The organism is Nocardia ninae NBRC 108245, assembly GCF_007990755.1.
Lineage (GTDB): Bacteria > Actinomycetota > Actinomycetes > Mycobacteriales > Mycobacteriaceae > Nocardia > Nocardia ninae.
This window is the reverse complement of record NZ_BJXA01000015.1, coordinates 37,889-56,244: the sequence shown is the minus strand read 5'-3', so window position 1 is coordinate 56,244 and position 18,356 is coordinate 37,889. Positions and strand designations below refer to the sequence as shown.

22 protein-coding genes are annotated in these 18,356 nt (G+C 65.3%); 7 read left to right on the top strand and 15 right to left on the bottom strand.

Annotated elements, in window-relative coordinates:
* Positions 1-143: 143 nt before the first annotated feature.
* Complete coding sequence (locus NN4_RS13965) at positions 144-371, bottom strand: hypothetical protein (RefSeq protein WP_246180871.1); 228 nt, start codon at positions 369-371, stop codon at positions 144-146.
* A gap of 116 nt (positions 372-487) precedes the next feature.
* The gene (locus NN4_RS13960) at positions 488-1,429 is read right to left on the bottom strand and encodes an alpha/beta fold hydrolase (RefSeq protein WP_147130499.1); all 942 of its coding nucleotides are present in this window, start codon (positions 1,427-1,429) and stop codon (positions 488-490) included.
* Between the two features lie 430 nt (positions 1,430-1,859).
* Between NN4_RS13960 and NN4_RS13955 the strand changes: the two genes are divergently transcribed.
* Positions 1,860-2,195, top strand: a complete 336-nt coding sequence (locus NN4_RS13955) for a hypothetical protein (RefSeq protein WP_147130496.1) — start codon at positions 1,860-1,862, stop codon at positions 2,193-2,195.
* Between the two features lie 102 nt (positions 2,196-2,297).
* On the opposite strand, the gene NN4_RS13950 is transcribed toward NN4_RS13955, so the two are convergent.
* Positions 2,298-2,633, bottom strand: a complete 336-nt coding sequence (locus NN4_RS13950) for a histone-like nucleoid-structuring protein Lsr2 (protein WP_107655543.1) — start codon at positions 2,631-2,633, stop codon at positions 2,298-2,300.
* A gap of 133 nt (positions 2,634-2,766) precedes the next feature.
* Here NN4_RS13950 and NN4_RS13945 point away from each other — a divergent pair, with 133 nt between their 5' ends.
* Positions 2,767-3,843, top strand: coding sequence for a threonine aldolase family protein (locus NN4_RS13945; protein ID WP_246180870.1), 1,077 nt, complete (start codon positions 2,767-2,769; stop codon positions 3,841-3,843).
* A gap of 1 nt (position 3,844) precedes the next feature.
* Here NN4_RS13945 and NN4_RS13940 read toward each other — a convergent pair whose 3' ends face one another.
* The 4 genes from NN4_RS13940 to NN4_RS13925 form a co-directional block, all read right to left on the bottom strand.
* Positions 3,845-4,321 carry a DoxX family protein gene (locus tag NN4_RS13940; protein ID WP_147130494.1) on the bottom strand — a complete coding sequence of 159 codons (477 nt, stop codon included), beginning with the start codon at positions 4,319-4,321 and terminating at the stop codon, positions 3,845-3,847.
* Between the two features lie 276 nt (positions 4,322-4,597).
* On the bottom strand, positions 4,598-4,984 hold the full coding sequence (locus tag NN4_RS13935; protein ID WP_147130492.1) for a hypothetical protein: 387 nt from the start codon (positions 4,982-4,984) through the stop codon (positions 4,598-4,600).
* Positions 4,985-5,168: 184 nt separating this feature from the next.
* Positions 5,169-6,287 (bottom strand): serine hydrolase domain-containing protein, encoded by a 1,119-nt coding sequence (locus NN4_RS13930; protein WP_246180869.1) that lies wholly within the window; start codon positions 6,285-6,287, stop codon positions 5,169-5,171.
* A gap of 93 nt (positions 6,288-6,380) precedes the next feature.
* On the bottom strand, positions 6,381-7,238 hold the full coding sequence (locus NN4_RS13925) for a helix-turn-helix domain-containing protein (protein ID WP_246180868.1): 858 nt from the start codon (positions 7,236-7,238) through the stop codon (positions 6,381-6,383).
* A 63-nt stretch (positions 7,239-7,301) separates the two neighbouring features.
* Here NN4_RS13925 and NN4_RS13920 point away from each other — a divergent pair, with 63 nt between their 5' ends.
* Complete coding sequence (locus NN4_RS13920) at positions 7,302-7,844, top strand: GNAT family N-acetyltransferase (protein ID WP_222595052.1); 543 nt, start codon at positions 7,302-7,304, stop codon at positions 7,842-7,844.
* Positions 7,845-7,873: 29 nt separating this feature from the next.
* Here the strand turns inward: NN4_RS13920 and NN4_RS13915 are convergent, their stop codons facing one another.
* From NN4_RS13915 to NN4_RS13900, 4 genes are all read right to left on the bottom strand, one after another.
* Complete coding sequence (locus NN4_RS13915) at positions 7,874-8,302, bottom strand: GtrA family protein (protein WP_147130691.1); 429 nt, start codon at positions 8,300-8,302, stop codon at positions 7,874-7,876.
* A gap of 225 nt (positions 8,303-8,527) precedes the next feature.
* On the bottom strand, positions 8,528-9,334 hold the full coding sequence (locus NN4_RS13910) for a class III extradiol ring-cleavage dioxygenase family protein (RefSeq protein ID WP_246180867.1): 807 nt from the start codon (positions 9,332-9,334) through the stop codon (positions 8,528-8,530).
* Between the two features lie 253 nt (positions 9,335-9,587).
* Positions 9,588-10,391, bottom strand: coding sequence for an MBL fold metallo-hydrolase (locus NN4_RS13905; RefSeq protein WP_147130490.1), 804 nt, complete (start codon positions 10,389-10,391; stop codon positions 9,588-9,590).
* A 5-nt stretch (positions 10,392-10,396) separates the two neighbouring features.
* On the bottom strand, positions 10,397-10,957 hold the full coding sequence (locus NN4_RS13900; protein ID WP_147130487.1) for an ester cyclase: 561 nt from the start codon (positions 10,955-10,957) through the stop codon (positions 10,397-10,399).
* Between the two features lie 119 nt (positions 10,958-11,076).
* Here NN4_RS13900 and NN4_RS13895 point away from each other — a divergent pair, with 119 nt between their 5' ends.
* Positions 11,077-11,775, top strand: a complete 699-nt coding sequence (locus NN4_RS13895) for a TetR/AcrR family transcriptional regulator C-terminal domain-containing protein (protein WP_246180866.1) — start codon at positions 11,077-11,079, stop codon at positions 11,773-11,775.
* A 435-nt stretch (positions 11,776-12,210) separates the two neighbouring features.
* Positions 12,211-13,281: an ankyrin repeat domain-containing protein gene (locus NN4_RS13890; RefSeq protein ID WP_222595051.1), complete on the top strand. Its 1,071-nt coding sequence runs from the start codon at positions 12,211-12,213 to the stop codon at positions 13,279-13,281.
* On the opposite strand, the gene NN4_RS13885 is transcribed toward NN4_RS13890, so the two are convergent.
* Positions 13,268-14,155, bottom strand: coding sequence for an imine reductase family protein (locus NN4_RS13885; protein WP_147130483.1), 888 nt, complete (start codon positions 14,153-14,155; stop codon positions 13,268-13,270). The genes NN4_RS13890 and NN4_RS13885 overlap by 14 nt on opposite strands.
* A 118-nt stretch (positions 14,156-14,273) precedes the next feature.
* Between NN4_RS13885 and NN4_RS13880 the strand changes: the two genes are divergently transcribed.
* Together NN4_RS13880 and NN4_RS13875 are read left to right on the top strand one after the other, a co-directional pair.
* Positions 14,274-15,098, top strand: a complete 825-nt coding sequence (locus NN4_RS13880; RefSeq protein WP_186818410.1) for a GNAT family N-acetyltransferase — start codon at positions 14,274-14,276, stop codon at positions 15,096-15,098.
* Positions 15,099-15,312: 214 nt separating this feature from the next.
* Positions 15,313-16,389 (top strand): fatty acid desaturase family protein, encoded by a 1,077-nt coding sequence (locus tag NN4_RS13875; protein ID WP_147130479.1) that lies wholly within the window; start codon positions 15,313-15,315, stop codon positions 16,387-16,389.
* Positions 16,390-16,438: 49 nt separating this feature from the next.
* On the opposite strand, the gene NN4_RS13870 is transcribed toward NN4_RS13875, so the two are convergent.
* From NN4_RS13870 to NN4_RS13860, 3 genes are read right to left on the bottom strand one after another with little or no spacing between them, the layout of a single operon-like run.
* Entirely contained in the window at positions 16,439-16,843 is a 405-nt protein-coding gene (locus tag NN4_RS13870) for an arsenate reductase ArsC (RefSeq protein WP_147130477.1), read from the bottom strand.
* Complete coding sequence (arsB, locus tag NN4_RS13865) at positions 16,840-17,946, bottom strand: ACR3 family arsenite efflux transporter (RefSeq protein WP_147130475.1); 1,107 nt, start codon at positions 17,944-17,946, stop codon at positions 16,840-16,842. Before arsB ends, NN4_RS13870 begins: the two co-directional genes overlap by 4 nt.
* Positions 17,943-18,317, bottom strand: a complete 375-nt coding sequence (locus NN4_RS13860) for an ArsR/SmtB family transcription factor (protein WP_135236286.1) — start codon at positions 18,315-18,317, stop codon at positions 17,943-17,945. Before NN4_RS13860 ends, arsB begins: the two co-directional genes overlap by 4 nt.
* Positions 18,318-18,356: the final 39 nt, after the last annotated feature.

The window sequence follows — 18,356 nt, the reverse complement described above, 5'->3', positions numbered from 1 at the left end:
ATCTCTTCGGAATTCGTGTCGATGTTCAGCCCGGCCGATACTCAGGCGGACGTCACGTCCGGCGCGGGGTGCCTGACTTCAGCGACCAGCGACAGTACGGGGCGCTCCGACCAGCGGTAGGTGCCCGCGAGCCCGCAGCCAGGCTAGGGAACTCGGGTGATCTCCACACCCGTCGGCACCACCTCGAATAGATCACCACCCAGGTGTTTCACCTGCTCTCCCGTGGCCAACTCGAAGGACATGATCGGCGGCGATCCCGGGACAGATACCGCGTGCTGATACTCGTTGATCGGATAAACGCGTCCCTCAGCGTCCCTGGCATCGAACTGCCCGACCAGCAATGCTCCCACCAGCCTGTCCCCCAATCGCATTGTCCAACAACAAAATCAGTGAAAATCCGGTCAGTACAGCATCTTACGCGTGTCGGCGTCCCCAGCGAAGCTATGCACGGACATCGACAGGAGCCGGCATTTGCGATGCATCGAACTCAGCGAAGGAATGAGCTCAGCAGCGGGATTGTCTGTGCCGGGCAGTCCTCGTGGACGGTGTGTCCGCAGCCCGGCAGGGTTGTTGCCGTGGCATTCGGTATCCGGGCGGCCAGTGCGTCGGCTTGCGAAGGCGGCAGCCAGCTGTCCTGCGCGCCCCAGACGACGAGCGTGGGTGCGGTGACATCGGCCAGGCCGGTGTCGGTGAGCCGGAAGTCCAGGTTGCGCCACAGCGACAGAAATCCGGTGCGGTTCGCGGGGCGGGAGAACGGTGCGTAGAGCTCGTCGATCACCTCGTCGGTGACGAGGTGCTGGTTGTGGAAGGTGCCGCGGATGCTCTCGGCGTAGAAGGAGCGGGTGGTGAGGTTCGTGGCCAGCTCCCCGAGCAACGGTGTGGTGAACGGTGGTGTGACAGAGGCTTTTTCGGCGTCGAGCCCGGGTGCATCGAGCAGTGCCAGCCGTTCGACCCGGCCGGGATGCTGCTGAGCGAAGTACAGACTCCACGCACCACCCCAGGAGTGGCCGACGAGAGCTACCCGGTCCAGGCCCAGGGCGTCGAGGACGGTTTCGATGGCCTGCGACATCGCGGGCAGGGTGTAGGCGAAGTCGTCGCGATGGAGTTCGGTGAAACCCTGGCTGGGCAGATCGATGGCGTAGACGGTGTGTTCGGCCGCGAGCGCCGGGATCACCTCACGCCAGGAGTAGCCCCACAGTCCGCCACCGGCGACAAGCACGACGGGAGAGCCGGTGCCGGTGCGGGTGTAGTGGAATCGGGCCAGGTCGGTTTCGACGTACCGCGACTCCACGCGGGTCAGATACTGAGATCGGTAGTCCGAGGTCGGCGACTCCCAGGCATAAGCCACGGGAACAGCAATGCTCGCGAATACGCCAAGCAGCGCGACCACCGACAGGGCCAGGCGCCGGAACACCATTCCAGATTTCATGAAGGAGCCTTTCGACTAGCAGCTACGAACAGGACGAGCGAGCAGTCGAGGTTGTGACGGGGTGTGGGGTAGCTCACCGTGCCCGAACACGATCCGACCAAGCGGGTGGGCCGGGCATTCGGACCCCGAGTTGCGGAGCGCGCCTGCACCAGGGCCGCATCGCATGAATCTCGGCGGGCATTTTCGAAGTCGGGCAATCGTCCAGTTCGGCTTCGAAGAGGTCAGCACTTTCGTTGGCAGAATTGCTGTGAACAGCCGGAACGTTTATCCGCACCGCCGAGACCCGATACTCTTTGCCCCTCTTCGACTTCCACGAGCAAATGCGTGGATTGATCTGTGCCCGGCGCGAATTGCGGTGTACAGTTCAACTACTTTTCCCGAGTCCCGAAGCGCGGCTCACTGCCTCTGGGTGCCGTCTCTGGAGTGATATATGCCGTTGAGTAGCGATAAGTCCGATGCGCGTTCGGCGCGAAAGCGTTCCGATTACGGGCCGAACGCCGCCGCGCCGAGCCTCGGTGGCGGCCCGGGCAAGCCGCCGGATCTGATGGGTCAGTGGGTGAAGTCGGTGACGTCCGGTCGGGCGACCGTCCAGCGATTGGGCGGGGAATTCCCCACAGTGTCCGCGGCGGTGATCGACGCCGCCGTCGCTCGGGCGCGCGCCGAACTGCATCCGCTTCTGGCCGACTCGCTCACCGAAATGACCGAACTTCTTGCGCGCGAACGCATCCGGCGCATCGAACGGGCCACGAACAGCCGTTCGAGATGAAAAAGCCGCGCCCGGAAAACGGCGCGGCGAATTCGACGGGCGGGCTCGGCAGGGAAGAACCAGTCCCCCACGGCCGAGCCCGACTCGGCGATGCTGGTGGACTTACATGCTCGCCTTCTTGTAGGCGTCCACCACCTCGGCCGAAATCCGCCCGCGGCTCGACACATCAATACCCTTCTGGCGTGCCCATTCACGGATGACACCCGTCTGCTCCCGGCCGGCCGTCGGCCGGGACCCGTTGCTCGTGCCTCGCGGCGCACGTCCGACCTTGCGGGCCGTCGACGTCCACTCCGCGAACAGACCGCGGAGTTGCTTGGCGTTGACTGCCGACAGATCCATCTCGTACGCCACGCCATCCAAGGTGAAGTGCACTGTTTCTTCGGCCTGGGACTTGCCGTCGTAGTCGTCGACCAGTGTCACAACGACCTTGCGTGCCATGGAGTTTCCCCTTCGTAGAATGCTGGAATGTGTAGAAGCGACAATCGTAGACCCACGCAACAACATGTGGTCGCTGCGGTTCCGGGTCGTCTCTGTTCAGATCGGCACAACCGAACCCGATGGGAAAATATCTGTGGCTGACACCGCTGGCACCGACGCCGTTCGCAGGCATGATCCCGCCGTACGCGGCTTCGCCAGCGACAACCACGCCGGGATTCACCCCGAGGTGCTCGCGGCGCTGACTCTGGCCAACGGCGGCCATCAAATCGCCTACGGCGGGGACGAGTACACCGCCCACCTCCAGGACATTTTCGCCGGGCACTTCGGCGAGCGAGCCACGGCCTACCCGGTATTCAACGGCTCCGGAGCCAACGTCGTTGCGCTGCAAGCGCTGCTGCCGCGTTGGGGCGCGGTGATCGCGGCGGAGTCCGCGCACATCAATGTGGACGAGTGCGGCGCGCCGGAGAAGCTCGCCGGGATCAAGATTCACACTGTCGCCACCCCTGACGGCAAGTTGACCCCCGAACTGATCGACCGGCAGGCCTACGGATGGGGCGACGAACACCGAGCCCAGCCGTCGGCCGTGTCCGTCACCCAGAGCACCGAGTCCGGCACCGTGTACACCGCCGATGAACTTCGCGCGATCTGCGAACACGCCCACGAACGGGACATGCTGGTCCATGTCGACGGTGCCCGGCTGGCCAACGCGGCCGCCTCGCTCGGCGTGCCGTTGCGCGCGATCACCACGGATGTAGGCGTCGACGTGCTGTCGTTCGGCGGTACTAAAAACGGTCTGCTGCTCGGCGAATGCGTCGTGGTGCTCGATCCGGAAGCCGTCCGGGATATCCGCTATCTGCGCAAGATGTCGCTGCAATTGGCGTCGAAGATGCGTTTCGTCTCGGTGCAGTTCGAGGCGCTGCTCGGCGGCGATCTCTGGCTGCGCAGTGCCGCGCACGCCAATGCGATGGCAGAGCGCCTCGCGGCCGCGGTTGCCGGTATCGACGGTGTGCGGCTCGTGCGCCCGGTGCAAGCCAACGCGGTCTTCGCGATTCTTCCTCGCGAAGTGACCGAGCGACTGCAGAAGCGCTATCGCTTCTATCTGTGGGACGAACGCACCGGCGAGGTCCGTTGGATGTGTGCCTTCGACACCACCCCCGACGATGTCGACAATTTCGCCGAGGCGATCGCCGACGAGATGAGCCGGGTGTGAGCTAACCACGAACGTCCGCGGGGGTTGCGCGGCGCATCGAGCGGCCTGTTCGCCGCAGCAGCAACGTATCCCCCGCGAACGCGCCGGGACCGATCATGGCGATGAGGAAGAACGACCAGCAGAACAGCACAGCGGTTTCGCCGCCGTTCTGAATCGGCAGAATCGCGCTCTGCTTCACATGCACGAGCAGAAACGCGTAAGCCATCGCGCCGGAACAGAGCAACGCGGCGATGCGGGTGCCGATGCCCAGCGCCACCAGGCCACCCCCGCCGATCTCGATCACCGCAGCCCACCAACTCGGCCAGCTCCCGACCGTCGCGACATGACCGCCATGCGGCGCCACCGGCCACGCGAACAACTTGGAAAGCCCATGCGCGACGAACGAAAGCCCCACGAGAATCCGGAACAAACCGAGCACAACCGCACCGCGACTACCAGGACCAGCCCCGGCACTCGCATCGGTAGCCAACAGATGCATGACACAACCTCGAATCCGGAACGCGGATGATCGCCAAGTGCCACCCGTATCTGTCACTACGATCCGCAGCGACGAATCGTTCAGCAACTGGGATCCGCCACACCGCTATCCCCAGTTCGCTCGCGCGCGCCCCGAGCCCGGACCACCTACACACCGGCGTTCGCACGGTCCGCTGGTCAGACGATCAGGAGGAACTGGTGGTGGCATCGGTCGAGCAGCCAACAGCCTAGTTTCCTCCTGATCGCCTGGCCAACTGCGCATTTCAGTAAAGCGACGTCAGCCCCGCTGCTGGGGGACGGCTTGGTACACGAGCACCGTATTTCCGTCCCCCACCATGACTCCCATGACGCCCCGCGACTGTGCGGTATCGGCGACGAAGCCTGAGAAACCGCCCGGCAGCGGACCGCGACGGAACTCTGGCTCGAGCTCCGCCGACTCGAGGTCGACGTCGAACGTGACGTAAATGGCGTTGCCCAGCAACGGATCCAGCAGCTGCGGGAGCGGGCTGTTGGACAAGGCGGCGGTGTCGGATTGGTTGAGATCCACTCCTATAACGCCCAATTCCGGATCATGGAACGGTTCGAGTGCCGCTGCCGGACCGGCAGCGGCACCGATCCCGAGCACGGCCAAGCCGAGTGTTGCGACAGCGGTACGAATACGCATCGTCAAGAACTCCAATTGTTCAATGCGCCAACCAAAATGGTGCTGGCCCCAGTCGCGCCACAGATCGACGCAACGGATAGAACATAGCAACGCGCACAGCCGAATCGGGTTCCTACACAACACCTCCACAACAGCTACACATTCATCGGCTTGCCGCCTAGTCGGCGACCCGAGGGTGTAGATGTCAACCGCACAGCACGAGTTGGGTGAAGGCGTGCAGGGCTTCGTCGATGGGGTGGGGCTGGGGCTGCTGCGAGGCGTCGATTCGGTTCCAGCGCTGCATGTTTACCACGAGGGACATCTGCCGGTGGCCGTCGGCACTGGTCATGCACAATGCGCCGCCGCCCCAGACGGAGCCGTCGTGTCCCCAGTAGATGCCGTGACCGGGCACTGTCGTCTTGTGCAGGCCGAGACCGTAGTCGATTGTCTTCCCCTCGAACGAGATGACCGGAACGGTGCGTTGCATCTGCGCCAGCGACGCGGGGCTGACGATTTCACCGGCCAGCAGCAGTCCGAAGAAGCGGTTCAGGTCCGCGACGGTAGAGATCAGCGAGGCCGACGGGCCTACCCATGACATATCGAAGACGCTGTAATCGACTGGCGGGTCGATCATTCCGAACCACGCCTCGTAGTGCATCGAGTGCGGTCCGTTGACGTACGGTCCGGTCGGCAGTTCGGTGTCCCGTAGCCCGGCGCGCTCGATGACATTGGCGGTGATGCATTTCTCCGCCGAGGTGCCGGTGACCAACTCCAGAAGTTGACACAGGAGCAGGTAATTGGTGTTCGAGTACACGCCCGGCGTGCCACCCGGAGCGCCGGTGGCAGGCGCTGAGACTCCCATCTCGATCAGTTCGATCCGGTCGAACTTGGTGAACCGGTTGTCGTCCAGGCTCTTCGGTGTCGTCTTCGCCACGACGGGGAAGCCCGCGAGGGATGGGTAGGCATACGGGAGGTACTCGGCGAGACCGCTGGTGTGGTTGATCAACATCCGGACGGTGATCGCCGCACCGCGTTCGCCGGGAACCAACTGCGGCAGGTAGTGATCGATTGGTGTGTCGAGCGCTATTTCACCGCTGTCGACCTGCTGCAGTACCGCGGCGGCGGTGAACGCCTTGGTAACGCTGCCGACGCGGTGCCGCATGTCGGCCGTGACGGGACGACCGGTGGCGACATCCGCGACTCCTGCTGCGCCGCGCCAGATTTCGCCGTCGTCGCGCACCTCGGCGAAGAGTCCGGGCATGCCCGCACTATGCACCGCCGTCAACGCGGTCTGTAGCTGTGCGGGATCGAGGGTTTCGGTCACGGTAGGTGTCCTCTCGCTGTCGATAGGGTGCCGGCTCGAGTCGCGGCTTGCTCGCCGACGCACCCGAGGTGAACACCACTATCGACCGGGAGGTCATGCTCGGTCTTGGAAAAAATTTCCCCACGCCTGGTACCGCTGCTGGGCGATGGTGGGCAGATAGTGCGTCTTCAAGGCCCCCGGCGTGTGGTCCGAGAATATCGATATGTCTCGGCACAGGTGGGCCTGGTCGGTGTACCCGCAGTCCGCCGCGACATCGCCCGCCGGTCGGCCCGCCAGCAGACCGTCGACCGCATGCCGGAATCGAACCAACATCGCCGCCCGCTTGGGTGTCAGGCCGATCTGTGACTCGAACCGCGCCCACAGCCGCTTGTTGCTCCATCCGACAGACGAGGCGAGCGCACCGATCTTCACCTGGCCGCGCGCGGAGAGTATGCGATGCCAACCGGTGAGCACCTCGGGATCGGGCGACCTCATGGGCCTATCACACTGCGCCAGAAACGATTTCGTCAATGCGAACCGCTCGTCCCAGGCACGCGCGGACGCGAGCTGCTCGCGCAGTCGCCGAGCCCGCGGTCCCCACAGATCCTCCAGAGCGACAGCGCCCCGGCCCAGATCGGTGGGGGCAACACCCAGCAGCGAGTACGCCTGGATCGGCGACAAGCGAACCTCGATGCATTCCGCCTTCGCACTACGGATGCGCATGGGTTCGATGGGAAGCCCGGCAACGAAGCCATCGAGTGACCGTCGCCCGAGAGCGTCATCGATGATCAGCTCGTGGTCCCCGAATCCGATCACCACAGTAACCGCCGCCGTCCCGGCAACCCGAAGATCCAACCCCGTGCCTGCCGCGTCGCGGTAGCCGATCATCGCCGCGCCCCGCGGCACGGCTTCGGCGGGGCCGGCGAAGTCCCAGCCCAGCTCAGGCGCGCGGCCGAAATCAACAGCTCTCACCCGTCCAGGCTACGGCTCCCTGCCCTTCGTCCTGGCTGCGGTCAGGTCTGGACCGAACAGCCGATGACGCCGCCGGCAAATGAGTGGGAACGCTGCGCTATCCCGGATAGCTTGTGGTTCATGTTGGTTCGCGAGTACACACCGGACGACTGGCCACAGGTCTGGCCCATCATTCGGGAAATCGTCAGGGCCGGTGAGACCTTCGTCTACGACCCCGCGATGACCGAGGAGCAGGCGCGCGAGATGTGGACAGTGGGCCCGCCCGCGATCTGCGTCGTTGCCGTGATCGATGCGGGCGTGGTGGGTACCGCCACTGCGTATGCCAATCGGCCGGGTCCCGGTGCGCACGTGTCGAGCGCGAGCTTCATGGTTGCCCCCGATGCCCGCGGCAGGGGCGCCGGAACGGCCTTGTGCCGGTTCGTGCTGGACTGGGCGAAGGAGCGCGGCTTCGCCGGCATGCAGTTCAACGCCGTAGCGGAATCCAATCACCGAGCCGTTGATCTCTACCAGCGTCTGGGGTTCGAAATCGTGGGCACCGTACCCGGAGCGTTTCGCCATCCGACCCTCGGCCGGGTCGGTCTCCATGTCATGTACTGCGAGTTCTGAGTCCGCGATTGCCCGGCCGGCCAGACGTTTCAGAAGACGAAGCCGCGCAACGCCAAGAACCGCATACCGCCGACTGCCGCCATGATGGCGAGCACCGCCCCCGACTGTGCGACCTCGCCGAGGCCGGGTGCCCAGAACTCCAGACCCGCCAGGGCCGCGGTGCTGACCAGCAGGCCGATCAGGGCCAACCCGCCGCCTTCCCACTGCGCGGTGAACCAGTCGACCCGTCCGGCCGCATGGAAGGTGAGCCGACGATGCAGTTCGTTCGCAATCACCGTGCTCACCACCGAGCCGGCGACATTGGCGACCAGCGGGCCGAACCCGTTCATGGCCAGGAACAACAGGACGTAGGCGATATTGCTCGCGCCGCCGACCAGGGCGAAGCGGATCAACTGAGCGAAGACATGATCACCGCGCAGCACGCGAGAGAGTCGGTCGAGCCATTGCGCACGCAGCATCGAGTAGGAACCTGCGCCGATGCCATCGAGGGCCGCCGTGTTCTCGTACGCATTCCGAAACCCGGAAGCGGCTATAGCTGTGCTGTTCACTCGACCACTGTCGCCAGCCGCGCTGACACTGACCTGACGTCGGACTGACATACCGTCTGACACGGCATAAGGCCTGGTCGAACCAGGCAAGAACCATCGGGACTGCCAACCCTCTACCAGCTACCCGGGTGCGTGCTACCCACCGCCCGCGGTGACACCTTGGGTCCAACTGGCCACGAAATACCCCACCCCGCCGGGCGCCGGACCAGCCAGCAGTTCTGCCTGGAATCGCCGTCCATCAGCCGCGCCGGCCAGAACCTGCCAAGCCGCTCGACCGGTCGCGTTCAGCCGATTCGACTCCACCAGATCGAGCCGACCCAACCTCTCGGCATCAGCCGCGCCGAGCGCTGCCGCCACCTCCGCGTCATAACGCCCGGCCTGTTCGTTCGGGTGCGGCCGCACCGTCACACCCCGGACCGCCGACCCTTCCCCCATCACGAGCATGGCGACCCGGTCGGCCCGCCCGGCGAGCTCCCGCCCCAGCGCCGCGCACTGCTGCGGTGTCGCATCGAGCGCGACGGCCTGGAACGCGACCGACGCCCTATGCATTCCGGGGGGACGACCGTAGTCGAGCAGCCAATAGCCGACGGACAGTGACAACGGCAATGGCACCGCATCCTCGTTGTCCTGCCCCCAACCGGTCGACCAGTCGATGCCTTGCGCCCGCAGGCTCGCATACGCACCGGCCGTCTGGAACAGCCTGGTCGTATCGTCACCGCCGACGAGTACCAGCAGTTCAGGGGTGGTCTCATCAGGACGACGCGCACCGAACCCGTCCGAGGCGGCCCATCCGTTGTTTATGCCCAGCTGCGGAAGACCCAGTCGGCGAACGGATTCCGCGCAGACGGCCCGCAATGTGTCGCTCTGCGCGGCGGCCTCGCCGGCGACCTCGGTTATCAACCCTGGCGGGTATGGACACACAGCAGCCGAGATGAGCGCCACGGATACTCCTCACGATCATGCCGCCGTCAGCGGTTCGAGTATGGTCAGAGGATATCTTGCGGCGCAATCGCCATTTTCCCGACTGCACTGCAGGTTCGCGGACTCCGCGACTGGAACATCAACCGCTGATGCGTGATTCAGCCAATCAGACCCGCTCTCGATACGAGACAGCTGCGTGCGGGCCATTCCGTGAGCGCTGCCCCACCGGACGCCGCCGATGGTGCGGCCGGTTCATTCGGTTTCGCGGTCTCGGCTACCGGATGGGGTTGGTCTGACGAGCCTGGTCGAACAGGTGTGGGTCGTGGGCGTTGACGAGGATCAGGTCCGGTTCGGCGGCGGTCCAGAGTTGGCTCAGGCGTTGGTGATTGGACCGGACTTTGGGCCAATCGAATGCCATCATTCGTTCCATCGTGGTCATGAGTTTGGGTGCGGAGTTGGTGCCGTCGAGTTGGCCGCGGTGGTAGAAGGCGTCTCCGGCGTGCAGGATCCAGCGATCGCCGGCGTCGACGGCGATCGCGGCGTGGCCGCGGCTGTGGCCGGGGAGGCTGATCAGGACGATGCCGTCGGCGATGTCGGTGAGTTCCTTGGCGGCGGCGAATCCGCGCCACGATTCGCTTGCTGCGGGGTCGTGTGCGAAGAGCCGGGGTCCGTGGGTGCGGTGTGCGGCGAGATAGCGTTGTTTTTCGATCAGTGTCGCGGGGTGCTGGGATGCGAGTGCCTCGGCTCGGGTCAGATGCACTTGGGCCCAAGGGAAGTCGGCCAGCCCGCCGACGTGGTCGGCGTCGAAGTGGGTGAGCACGATGTGGCGAACGTCGTGCGGGTCGAACCCCATGCGTTGGATCTGGTTGATGGCGGCCTCATTCGGGTCGAATATCGGCCGGACGAAGAAGCGGCCGGGGCCGAAGCGCCGGCCCGGTGCTTGGGCGTCGTGCACGCCGAGGCCCGAATCCACCAGGACGAGACCGTGTTCGGTTTCGACGAGCAGGACGTGGCAGACGAGTCCGTCGGGAGTGGCGACAGGTCGCATGGTGCCGCAGTTGAGGTGATGTACTTTCATCGCGATCAGTCCGACAAGTCGGCACGTGATGTGTTGACCAGCAACGGGTTCGGATTGCTCGACATCGCGAGCAACCCACGCAGTGCGCGCACGACCAGCGGCCACTTGCGAGGGTCGCGCAGGTTTACTCCGCCGATGAGTTGTTTGAGCATCGACAGCGCGTCGAAGTAGATGCGCTCGACGATCAGGTTCTCGTTCTCGTCGAAGACGAAGTACGCCGTCATCCTGGTGCGATGCTTGGCGCCGGTGGGCGGTATACCGCCTAGCGGACCTAAATGTGTTCCGAGCAACCAGAATTCGACTATTACGGCGTCGGCACTGTGCCGTAGTGCGATGATCTCGTGGTCCTGATCTGGGAAGGCGACGCGGGTGTCGTGGTAGTAGCCGCGCACCGCGGCGTCGCCGTCGTGCACGGTGAGCGTGGGAATGATCTCGTAGTGCGGGTGCGGGAAGGTGGCCAGCACGTCGTCCCACTGCTGGCGCACCTCGTCGTGGAAGTGATCGAGGACGAGCTTTTCGCGGGCGCGCAGCACCTCACGAGACGGAATGGCGAAACGGTCGGTCATGACGAGCTCCTGAGCGATCAGTGATGCGTGGAGCGGCCGCGTTACCCGCCCCAACGCCCTATTCCCACGCCGTGGGAATATCAGGTAGGTTAAACCCACAGCGTGGAAATAATCAAGAGGTGGTGAACAGTGTGGCCCCGGCCCGCACAGATCCGCCGCGCCGAGGGCGGCCGCCGAAAGCGCAGGCACAGTTGTCGCGCGCCGCGATCCGAGACGCGGCGCTCGAGGTGATCGACAACGAGGGCATCGGCGCGTTGGCCATGCGCTCGGTCAGTCGCGTTCTCGGCGTAGACGCCAAAAGCCTCTACCACCATGTCGCAGGCAAAGACGATCTGCTCGACGCCGTCGCCGAGCACGTACTGGAACAACTCCGGATCCCCGCGCCGACCGGCTCGATCGAAACGGACCTGCGCACACTGGCTCACGAATTCCGCCGCGTCACCCTCGCCCACCCCGAGGCCGCAACCCTCGTCCTGACCCGCCAACTCTCGTCGATGGCCGGACTGGCACCGATCGAAGCACTGCTCACGGTATTACGCAGCGCCGGAAGCACTCCCGAGGAAGCCGTCCACCTGCTACGCACGCTACTGGCCACCTTGATCGGCACGTTGCTACGCGAGGTGTCCGCCGGACCCCTCTTCGGCACCAGCGACCCCGACGAAATCGCCCAGCGCCAGCACACCCTCGAAACCTCCGGACTCCCCCAGGTCGCTTCCGCCGCACCATATCTGGCGCGATACGACCGCGATCGCGAGTTCGACTACACGCTCGATCTCATCATCGAACTCGTCAAAGCTCGACTCGGTCCCGGAAAGTAGCCCAGGGCTGGTGTCTCCATCCGACAAGCGAAACCGTGGTCGCACTGGACAGCGCAGGAAGCGGCACTGGATCAATCAGGGAGGTGCTCGCAGCCTTCGCGGGTGCAGTAGAGGCTACTGACCGGGTGTTCCTGCCCGTCTGCGAACAGCGAGACGTCGACACGGTGGACGCCACCTTCGGTCTTGACGAAGAAGCGGTATGCGATGGGTTCGGTGCGGCCGGATTACTTGCGCATGCCGAGTCCCTCGTTTCATCCGAACCTGAGCCGTCGGGGTCTGAGCTCTCAAATAGCCTGTCCCCCAATATCACTGATACCACAACAATATTGCCGACCGCCGATCACGCATCCCCGGTTACCAAGTGGGGAACAGCACGGTGCGTGCCATCCGGCGGTGGCTGCCTGCGCGGCCGTCGACTGCGGCAGACTGTCCGCCATGGTTGATGATCAAGGCGGTTGGGGCGACGTCGGTTTGCGGTCTTGGACCGACCCGGAGCTGATACGAGCCCGGCTGGAAGCGGGCGCCGACCCCGACTTTCGACTGCGATTCCACGGCAGACCGCTGGACGTGGCCGCCGAGTACGGTTCTGTGGAAGTAGTGACGGAGTTGGCGGCCCGCGTCAGCGACGTCGACGCCATGCTTGCCGGCCGAACTGCTTTGTGGCGGGCGGTTTTCGGCAACCGGCCCGATAATGCCCGCGCTTTGGTGGCGGCAGGCGCCGATCCGGCGCGACCGATGATGGCGGGCTGGTCCCCGGGAAGATTGAGCCTCGCCGGCCCGGATCCACTGATCGCCGACGCATTGTCCGCCTCGGAACAAGCTGCGGTCGACGAAGGCCGCCGTCTGACCACGGCACTCGGCGAACTCTGGCTCGACGGATTGAGCCTCGCCTGCATCGCGGACATCGACGCGGCCGAGGCGGTCCGTCGCTTGAACGCCGAGGTCGTATCGGCGGACTCGGTGACCGAGGACGACATGTGGACCTATCCCCTGGCGAACCACACCGAGTTGACGCTGTGGGCGACCGACGTCCCCGGCGGCTGCGTGCTCGTCCAACCCTGGGCTTACGGTGCCTCGATGCCCGGCGTCTCGACCCGCCTGTCGCCGGGCACCAAGTGCTACGCGATGTATGCGAACCCCAAGAGCGGTAACCAAGGCAGTATCGCCCGCGACGGGGAGATCATCGGCTGGGACCTGCACCCCCGCAGGCGGCCCGGACGAGCACGACTCAGCCGAGGAGATCCTCGCCTCGTACCTGTATCAGCGCAACCCCATCGCGTACTGCTGCGCGTACGCCGGTGTGCGGCCGACCGACTCCCGCGCGTTCGAGGGACCGCCCGACGTCTGGCTGCGCCTCCCGGATGGCGACTACTGGCACTGATGTCACGGCTCGAGCCGTCACCCGGCAACCAGCGCCGCGACGCCGGAACAGCAACCACCCATGATGGGGCGGGACCAGCGCCCCATCCCACGGTCGGGACCGCCCGCTCAACTATCGGCGGCTGAAGCGTTCCACCAGCCGAGCGTAGCTATCGTGCCCGTGACCCGCCTCGAGCGCCTCGGCGACGAGGTTTCTGGTGTAGGTAGGCAGGTCGATATCGATTCCGCGCGTACGGCTTTCGGCGATCAAGTCGTCGATCGAGGGCAGGTGATGCTGGAGTGCGCCGTAAGGCGTGGCGAACTCCGCACGATCGATCTCGTTGGCGAGCATCGGGAACAGGGATGGCAGCGCCGACAAGGATGGCTCCGCCAACTGACCGAAGTCGCCGATCCGCAGACCTGCGTTGCCGAGAAGCGCTGCGGCGTGCAGGAATCCGTTCAGCAGACCCCACATGATGTCGTGGACTGCCATCCCGTACAGCACGGCAACACCGGGGTCGGCGGAGACATGGGTGGCGCGACCGCCTAGGACCTGGAGCAACGTCTCGTATCGGTCGAACACCGGACGCGGACCACCGTAGAACACCACCGCATCCGGTGAGCCGACGGCCGGAGCGATGGTCATGATCTGGCCGTGCAGGTACTCCGCGCCGAACTCGGTCACCAATTGTCCAGTGGCCCTGGACTCTTCGGACGTACCGTCGGTCAGGTCGACCACGGCTCGTCCCGCCGATGCCGCCCCTGCCGCCCGCAGCAGCTCCGCCGCCACCGCGCCACCTTTAACATTGACGATCACTACCTCAGCCGCGGCGACGGCCGCCTCGGGTGTCGCCGCCCATCGCGCGCCCTTCACTACCAGTGGTTGAGCCTTGCTTTCCGACCGGTTCCACACGGTGACCGCATGACCGGCCGCCATCAGGGCAGCAGCCAACGCCGACCCCATCTCACCCAACCCCAGAACGGCGACCGACACTGCTTCTGCGTTCTCATGTTCACTCACGAAACAGACACTAGAAGCTCAACCTATATTCAGGTCAAGCCCAGGAATCGTTGCTGCCGTGGGAAGCTCGCAAACAATAGGGATGCGTCTAGCGCCGCGGTTCGACAGCATAGGTGGCATGGGCTGGAACTTCACCGACGATGTCGAGCAATATCTGGGGGCGGCCGGCGAGTTTCTGCGGTCCCGGCCCGCCGAACACAATGCCGCGTTGACCGTGAGCGCGACCGTTGCCGCCGGCAATGTGCCGGGGCATCCGAACGCGCCGCTGTTCGGCTGGTTGTCGCGCGGGAGTCGGATTGGCGGAGCGATCGTGCATACCCGGCCGTCCCCACTGGGCCTGTTCGGCCTTGCCCCCGACGATGCGGCCGAGTTGGTCGCGGCATTGCAGGATGCCGGCCGGGAGGCCGACTTTGTCGTCGGCCCGGTCGGTGTCGTACATGCCTTCGCCGAGGCCACCGGACGCCGGTCCGAGGTCGTTGAACAGCAACTTCTCTACCGGTTGCGGGAGCTGGTGGCACCACGCCCGACGGCCGGGCAAGCCCGGCTTGCGCACGAGTCCGACCGGGCGGTGCTGGAGGATTTCACCAAAGTGTTCGCGGACAAGGACACCTCTGCGCCGTTCGACGAGGTCGGTGAGCGACTGTCCTACCACGGCATCTGGTTGTGGGAGGTCGACGGACAGCCGGTGTCGGTTGCTTCCCTTTCGCGCAGCGTCGCCGGGATCGTGCGGGTCGGCCTGGTGGCCACCCCACCGGAGCATCGCGGCCACGGCTACGCGGCGGCGGTGACACACCACGTGTCGCAAGCCGCGTTGAACGCCGGAAACCACGAGATTCTCCTGTTCACCGACAAGTTGAATCCCACGAGCAACGCCATCTACCAGCGGTTGGGCTACGAGGTCGTCGAAGAGCAGATCCAAATGCGGCTCGGCGCAACCTATTAGGACAGTGTCGGCCGACAAGCGCTGAACCGTCTCGGCCTGCGGTGCGCGCCCGATCTCACCCCACAGTCCGATCTCATGTCATACCAGGGGATTACAAGTAACGAGGCGCGAGCGGATAGTTTCGGGGTATCGAAAGCGGCGCTCTGCCATCGATCGGCCAGCAGGGTCGGGCGAAAAAGGGGTGGCGTCGCCGAATCACCTCTCAGGAAGTTCTATGACGACACCTGCCTTGGCCCCCGAGTCATCGTCCCGGTCAGCACACCGCGGTGATTACGCCCGTCTGTTGCGTCGGATCTCCGAAGCGGGGCTGATGGATCGGCGGCCCGTCTACTACGCCGTTCGGCTCAGTCTTGTCGGAGTCGCGTTCGTAGCCGGCTGGGTGGCGTTCGTCCAGATCGGCGATTCGTGGTGGACGCTGCTGGTGGCGGCGTTCATGGCGGTGGCGTTCGCGCAGATCGCGCTGGTCATGCATGATGTCGCGCACCGCCAGGTCTTTCGGCTACGGAAGCCGACGGAGCTGGTGGGACGACTCGTCGGCAACGCGGGCATCGGTCTGGGTTACGGCTGGTGGCAGGACAAGCACACGCGCCATCACGCCAACCCGAACCACGAGGAGCTCGACCCCGATGTCGCGCCGGACATCCTGGTCTGGTCACAGAAGCAGGCGACGTCCAGCCGCGGTCTGCCGCGTCTCATCGGCAGGGCGCAGGCGTACTTGTTCTTTCCGCTCCTGCTGCTGGAGGGCTTGAACCTGCATGTGGCCGGTGTGCGTGCGCTCAAAGATCGCTCGGTCAAACACCGCGGCTGGGAGGGCGCGCTGCTGTTCGGCCACTTCGCCGTCTACCTGGCCGCACTGTTCGCGGTACTGCCCGCCGACAAAGCGTTGGCCTTCTTCGCTGTGCACCAAGGACTTTTCGGCCTGTACATGGGCTGTATCTTCGCCCCGAACCACAAGGGCATGCCGACCCTGACCGGCGACGACCGCCCCGACTACCTCCGCCGCCAGGTGCTGACCTCCCGCAACGTGCGCGGTGGCGCGCTGACCGACTTCGCCCTCGGCGGGCTCAACTATCAGATCGAGCACCATCTGTTCCCGAGCATGCCGACCCCGAACCTGCGGCACGCCCGGTTGATCGTCCTCGACTACTGCAATGAAATCGGCGTGCCCTACCACGAAACGGGGCTGATCGCCTCGTACCGCGAGGCGCTGCGACACATGCACCACGTCGGCGCACCCTTGCGCTCGCCGGATCGACACTCGGATGCCGAAGTGCCACAACACGATCACTGAAGCACCAGCTGGGCAGCGCGAAGACCGGTTCCGCAGCGGGTGTCGGCCATCACCGAGCAGGTGCGAGCTCCTCGATGAGTTTCTCCACCCGCCAACGGATTTCGTCACGGATGGGCCGGACGGCGTCGATGCCTTTGCCCGCCGGGTCATCGAGTTTCCAGTCGCGGTAGTCGACGCCGGGAAAATACGGGCAAGCGTCGCCGCAGCCCATGGTGATGACCACGGTGGACGCTTCGACGGTGTCCGGGTCAAGGATTTTCGGTGCTTGGCCCGTGATATCGATGCCGACCTCGCGCATGGCCTCGACCACGGCGGGATTGAGGGTGTCGCCGGGAGCGGACCCGGCGGACCGGACCTCGATCGCGCCGCCGGCGAGGTGGGACAGAAAGCCTTGCGCCATCTGGGAACGCCCGGCGTTGTGTACGCACACGAACAGCACGCTGGGCACGGTCATGATCGAGTCACCCGTTCGGTCTCGGTATGCAGGTCAGGGGTTACGGTGGGGCGGAAGCGCTTTCGCAGCGCGAGGGAGACATAGACCAGTCCGACGAGGACGGGCACCTCGATGAGCGGGCCGACAACCCCGGCCAGTGCTTGCCCCGAGGAGGCGCCGTAGGTGGCGATGGCGACGGCGATGGCCAGTTCGAAGTTGTTGCCCGCCGCGGTGAATGCGAGCGTGGTAGTGCGTGCGTAACCCAGGCCCATCAGCGCGCCGAGGGCGTAGCCGCCGCCCCACATGAGCGCGAAGTACGCCAGCAGCGGGACAGCGATGCGTACGACGTCGAGGGGCTGGGAGGTGATCTGCTTACCCTGCAGGGCGAACAGGATCACGATGGTGAACAGCAGCCCGTAGAGCGCCCACGGCCCGATCGTTGGCAGCAGGCTCGATTCGTACCAGGCGCGCCCCTTGGCCTTCTCGCCGAAGCGTCGGGTCAGGTAGCCGGCCAGCAGCGGAATGCCCAGGAAGATCAGCACCGATTCGGCGATCTGCCACGGCGAAGTGTCGATCTGGGTTTGCTCGAGACCGAGCCAGCCCGGCAGCACCGACAGGTAGAACCAGCCGAGCACCGCGAACATCACCACCTGGAACAGGGAGTTCACCGCGACCAGCACGGCGGCGGCTTCGCGGTCACCGCAGGCCAGGTCGTTCCAGATGATCACCATCGCGATGCAGCGCGCCAGCCCGACGATGATCAGCCCGGTGCGATACTCCGGCAGATCCGGCAGCAGCAGCCAGGCCAGGGCGAACATCAGCGCGGGCCCGACGACCCAGTTCAGGATCAGCGATCCCGCCAGCATGCGCCGGTCGCCGGTGACACTGTCGAGGCGGTCGTAGCGCACCTTGGCCAACACCGGATACATCATCACCAGCAACCCGAGGGCGATCGGCAGCGAGATCCCGTCGATCTCGACTGCGGACAGCGCGTCACCGAGCCCTGGGATCAGCCGGCCCAGCAGCAGTCCGGCCACCATCGCCGCACCGATCCAGACCGGCAGGAACCGGTCCAGCGTGGACAGCTTGCCGACGACGGGCGGATGGTCGGGCACGGCGCTCACGCGGACACCACCAGACCGGCCTCGGTCGCCAGCACATCCGAAAGCCGTTGCAGCGCTTCGGGAACCGCCCGGTAGTACACCCACGACGCGCGGCGCTCGCTGGTCAGCAGTCCCGCCTCGCGCAGCACCTTCAGGTGATGGGAGATCGTCGGCTGGGTCACGTCGATACCTTCGGAGACCTCACACACGCAGGCCTCACCGCCGGCCCGCGCCGCGACCGCGGACAACACCCGCAACCGCACCGGATCGGCCAGCGCCTTGAACTGCGCGGCCAGCTCGACGGCGGCCGCAGCGGTCAATGGCTGACGAGCGAGCGGCGTGGCCGCGCATCCGGGCGCGGCCAACGGCAGCGCGGGTCCCTGATTCGACATACATCGATATTGATGGATATCGAATCAGGAACGCAAGCG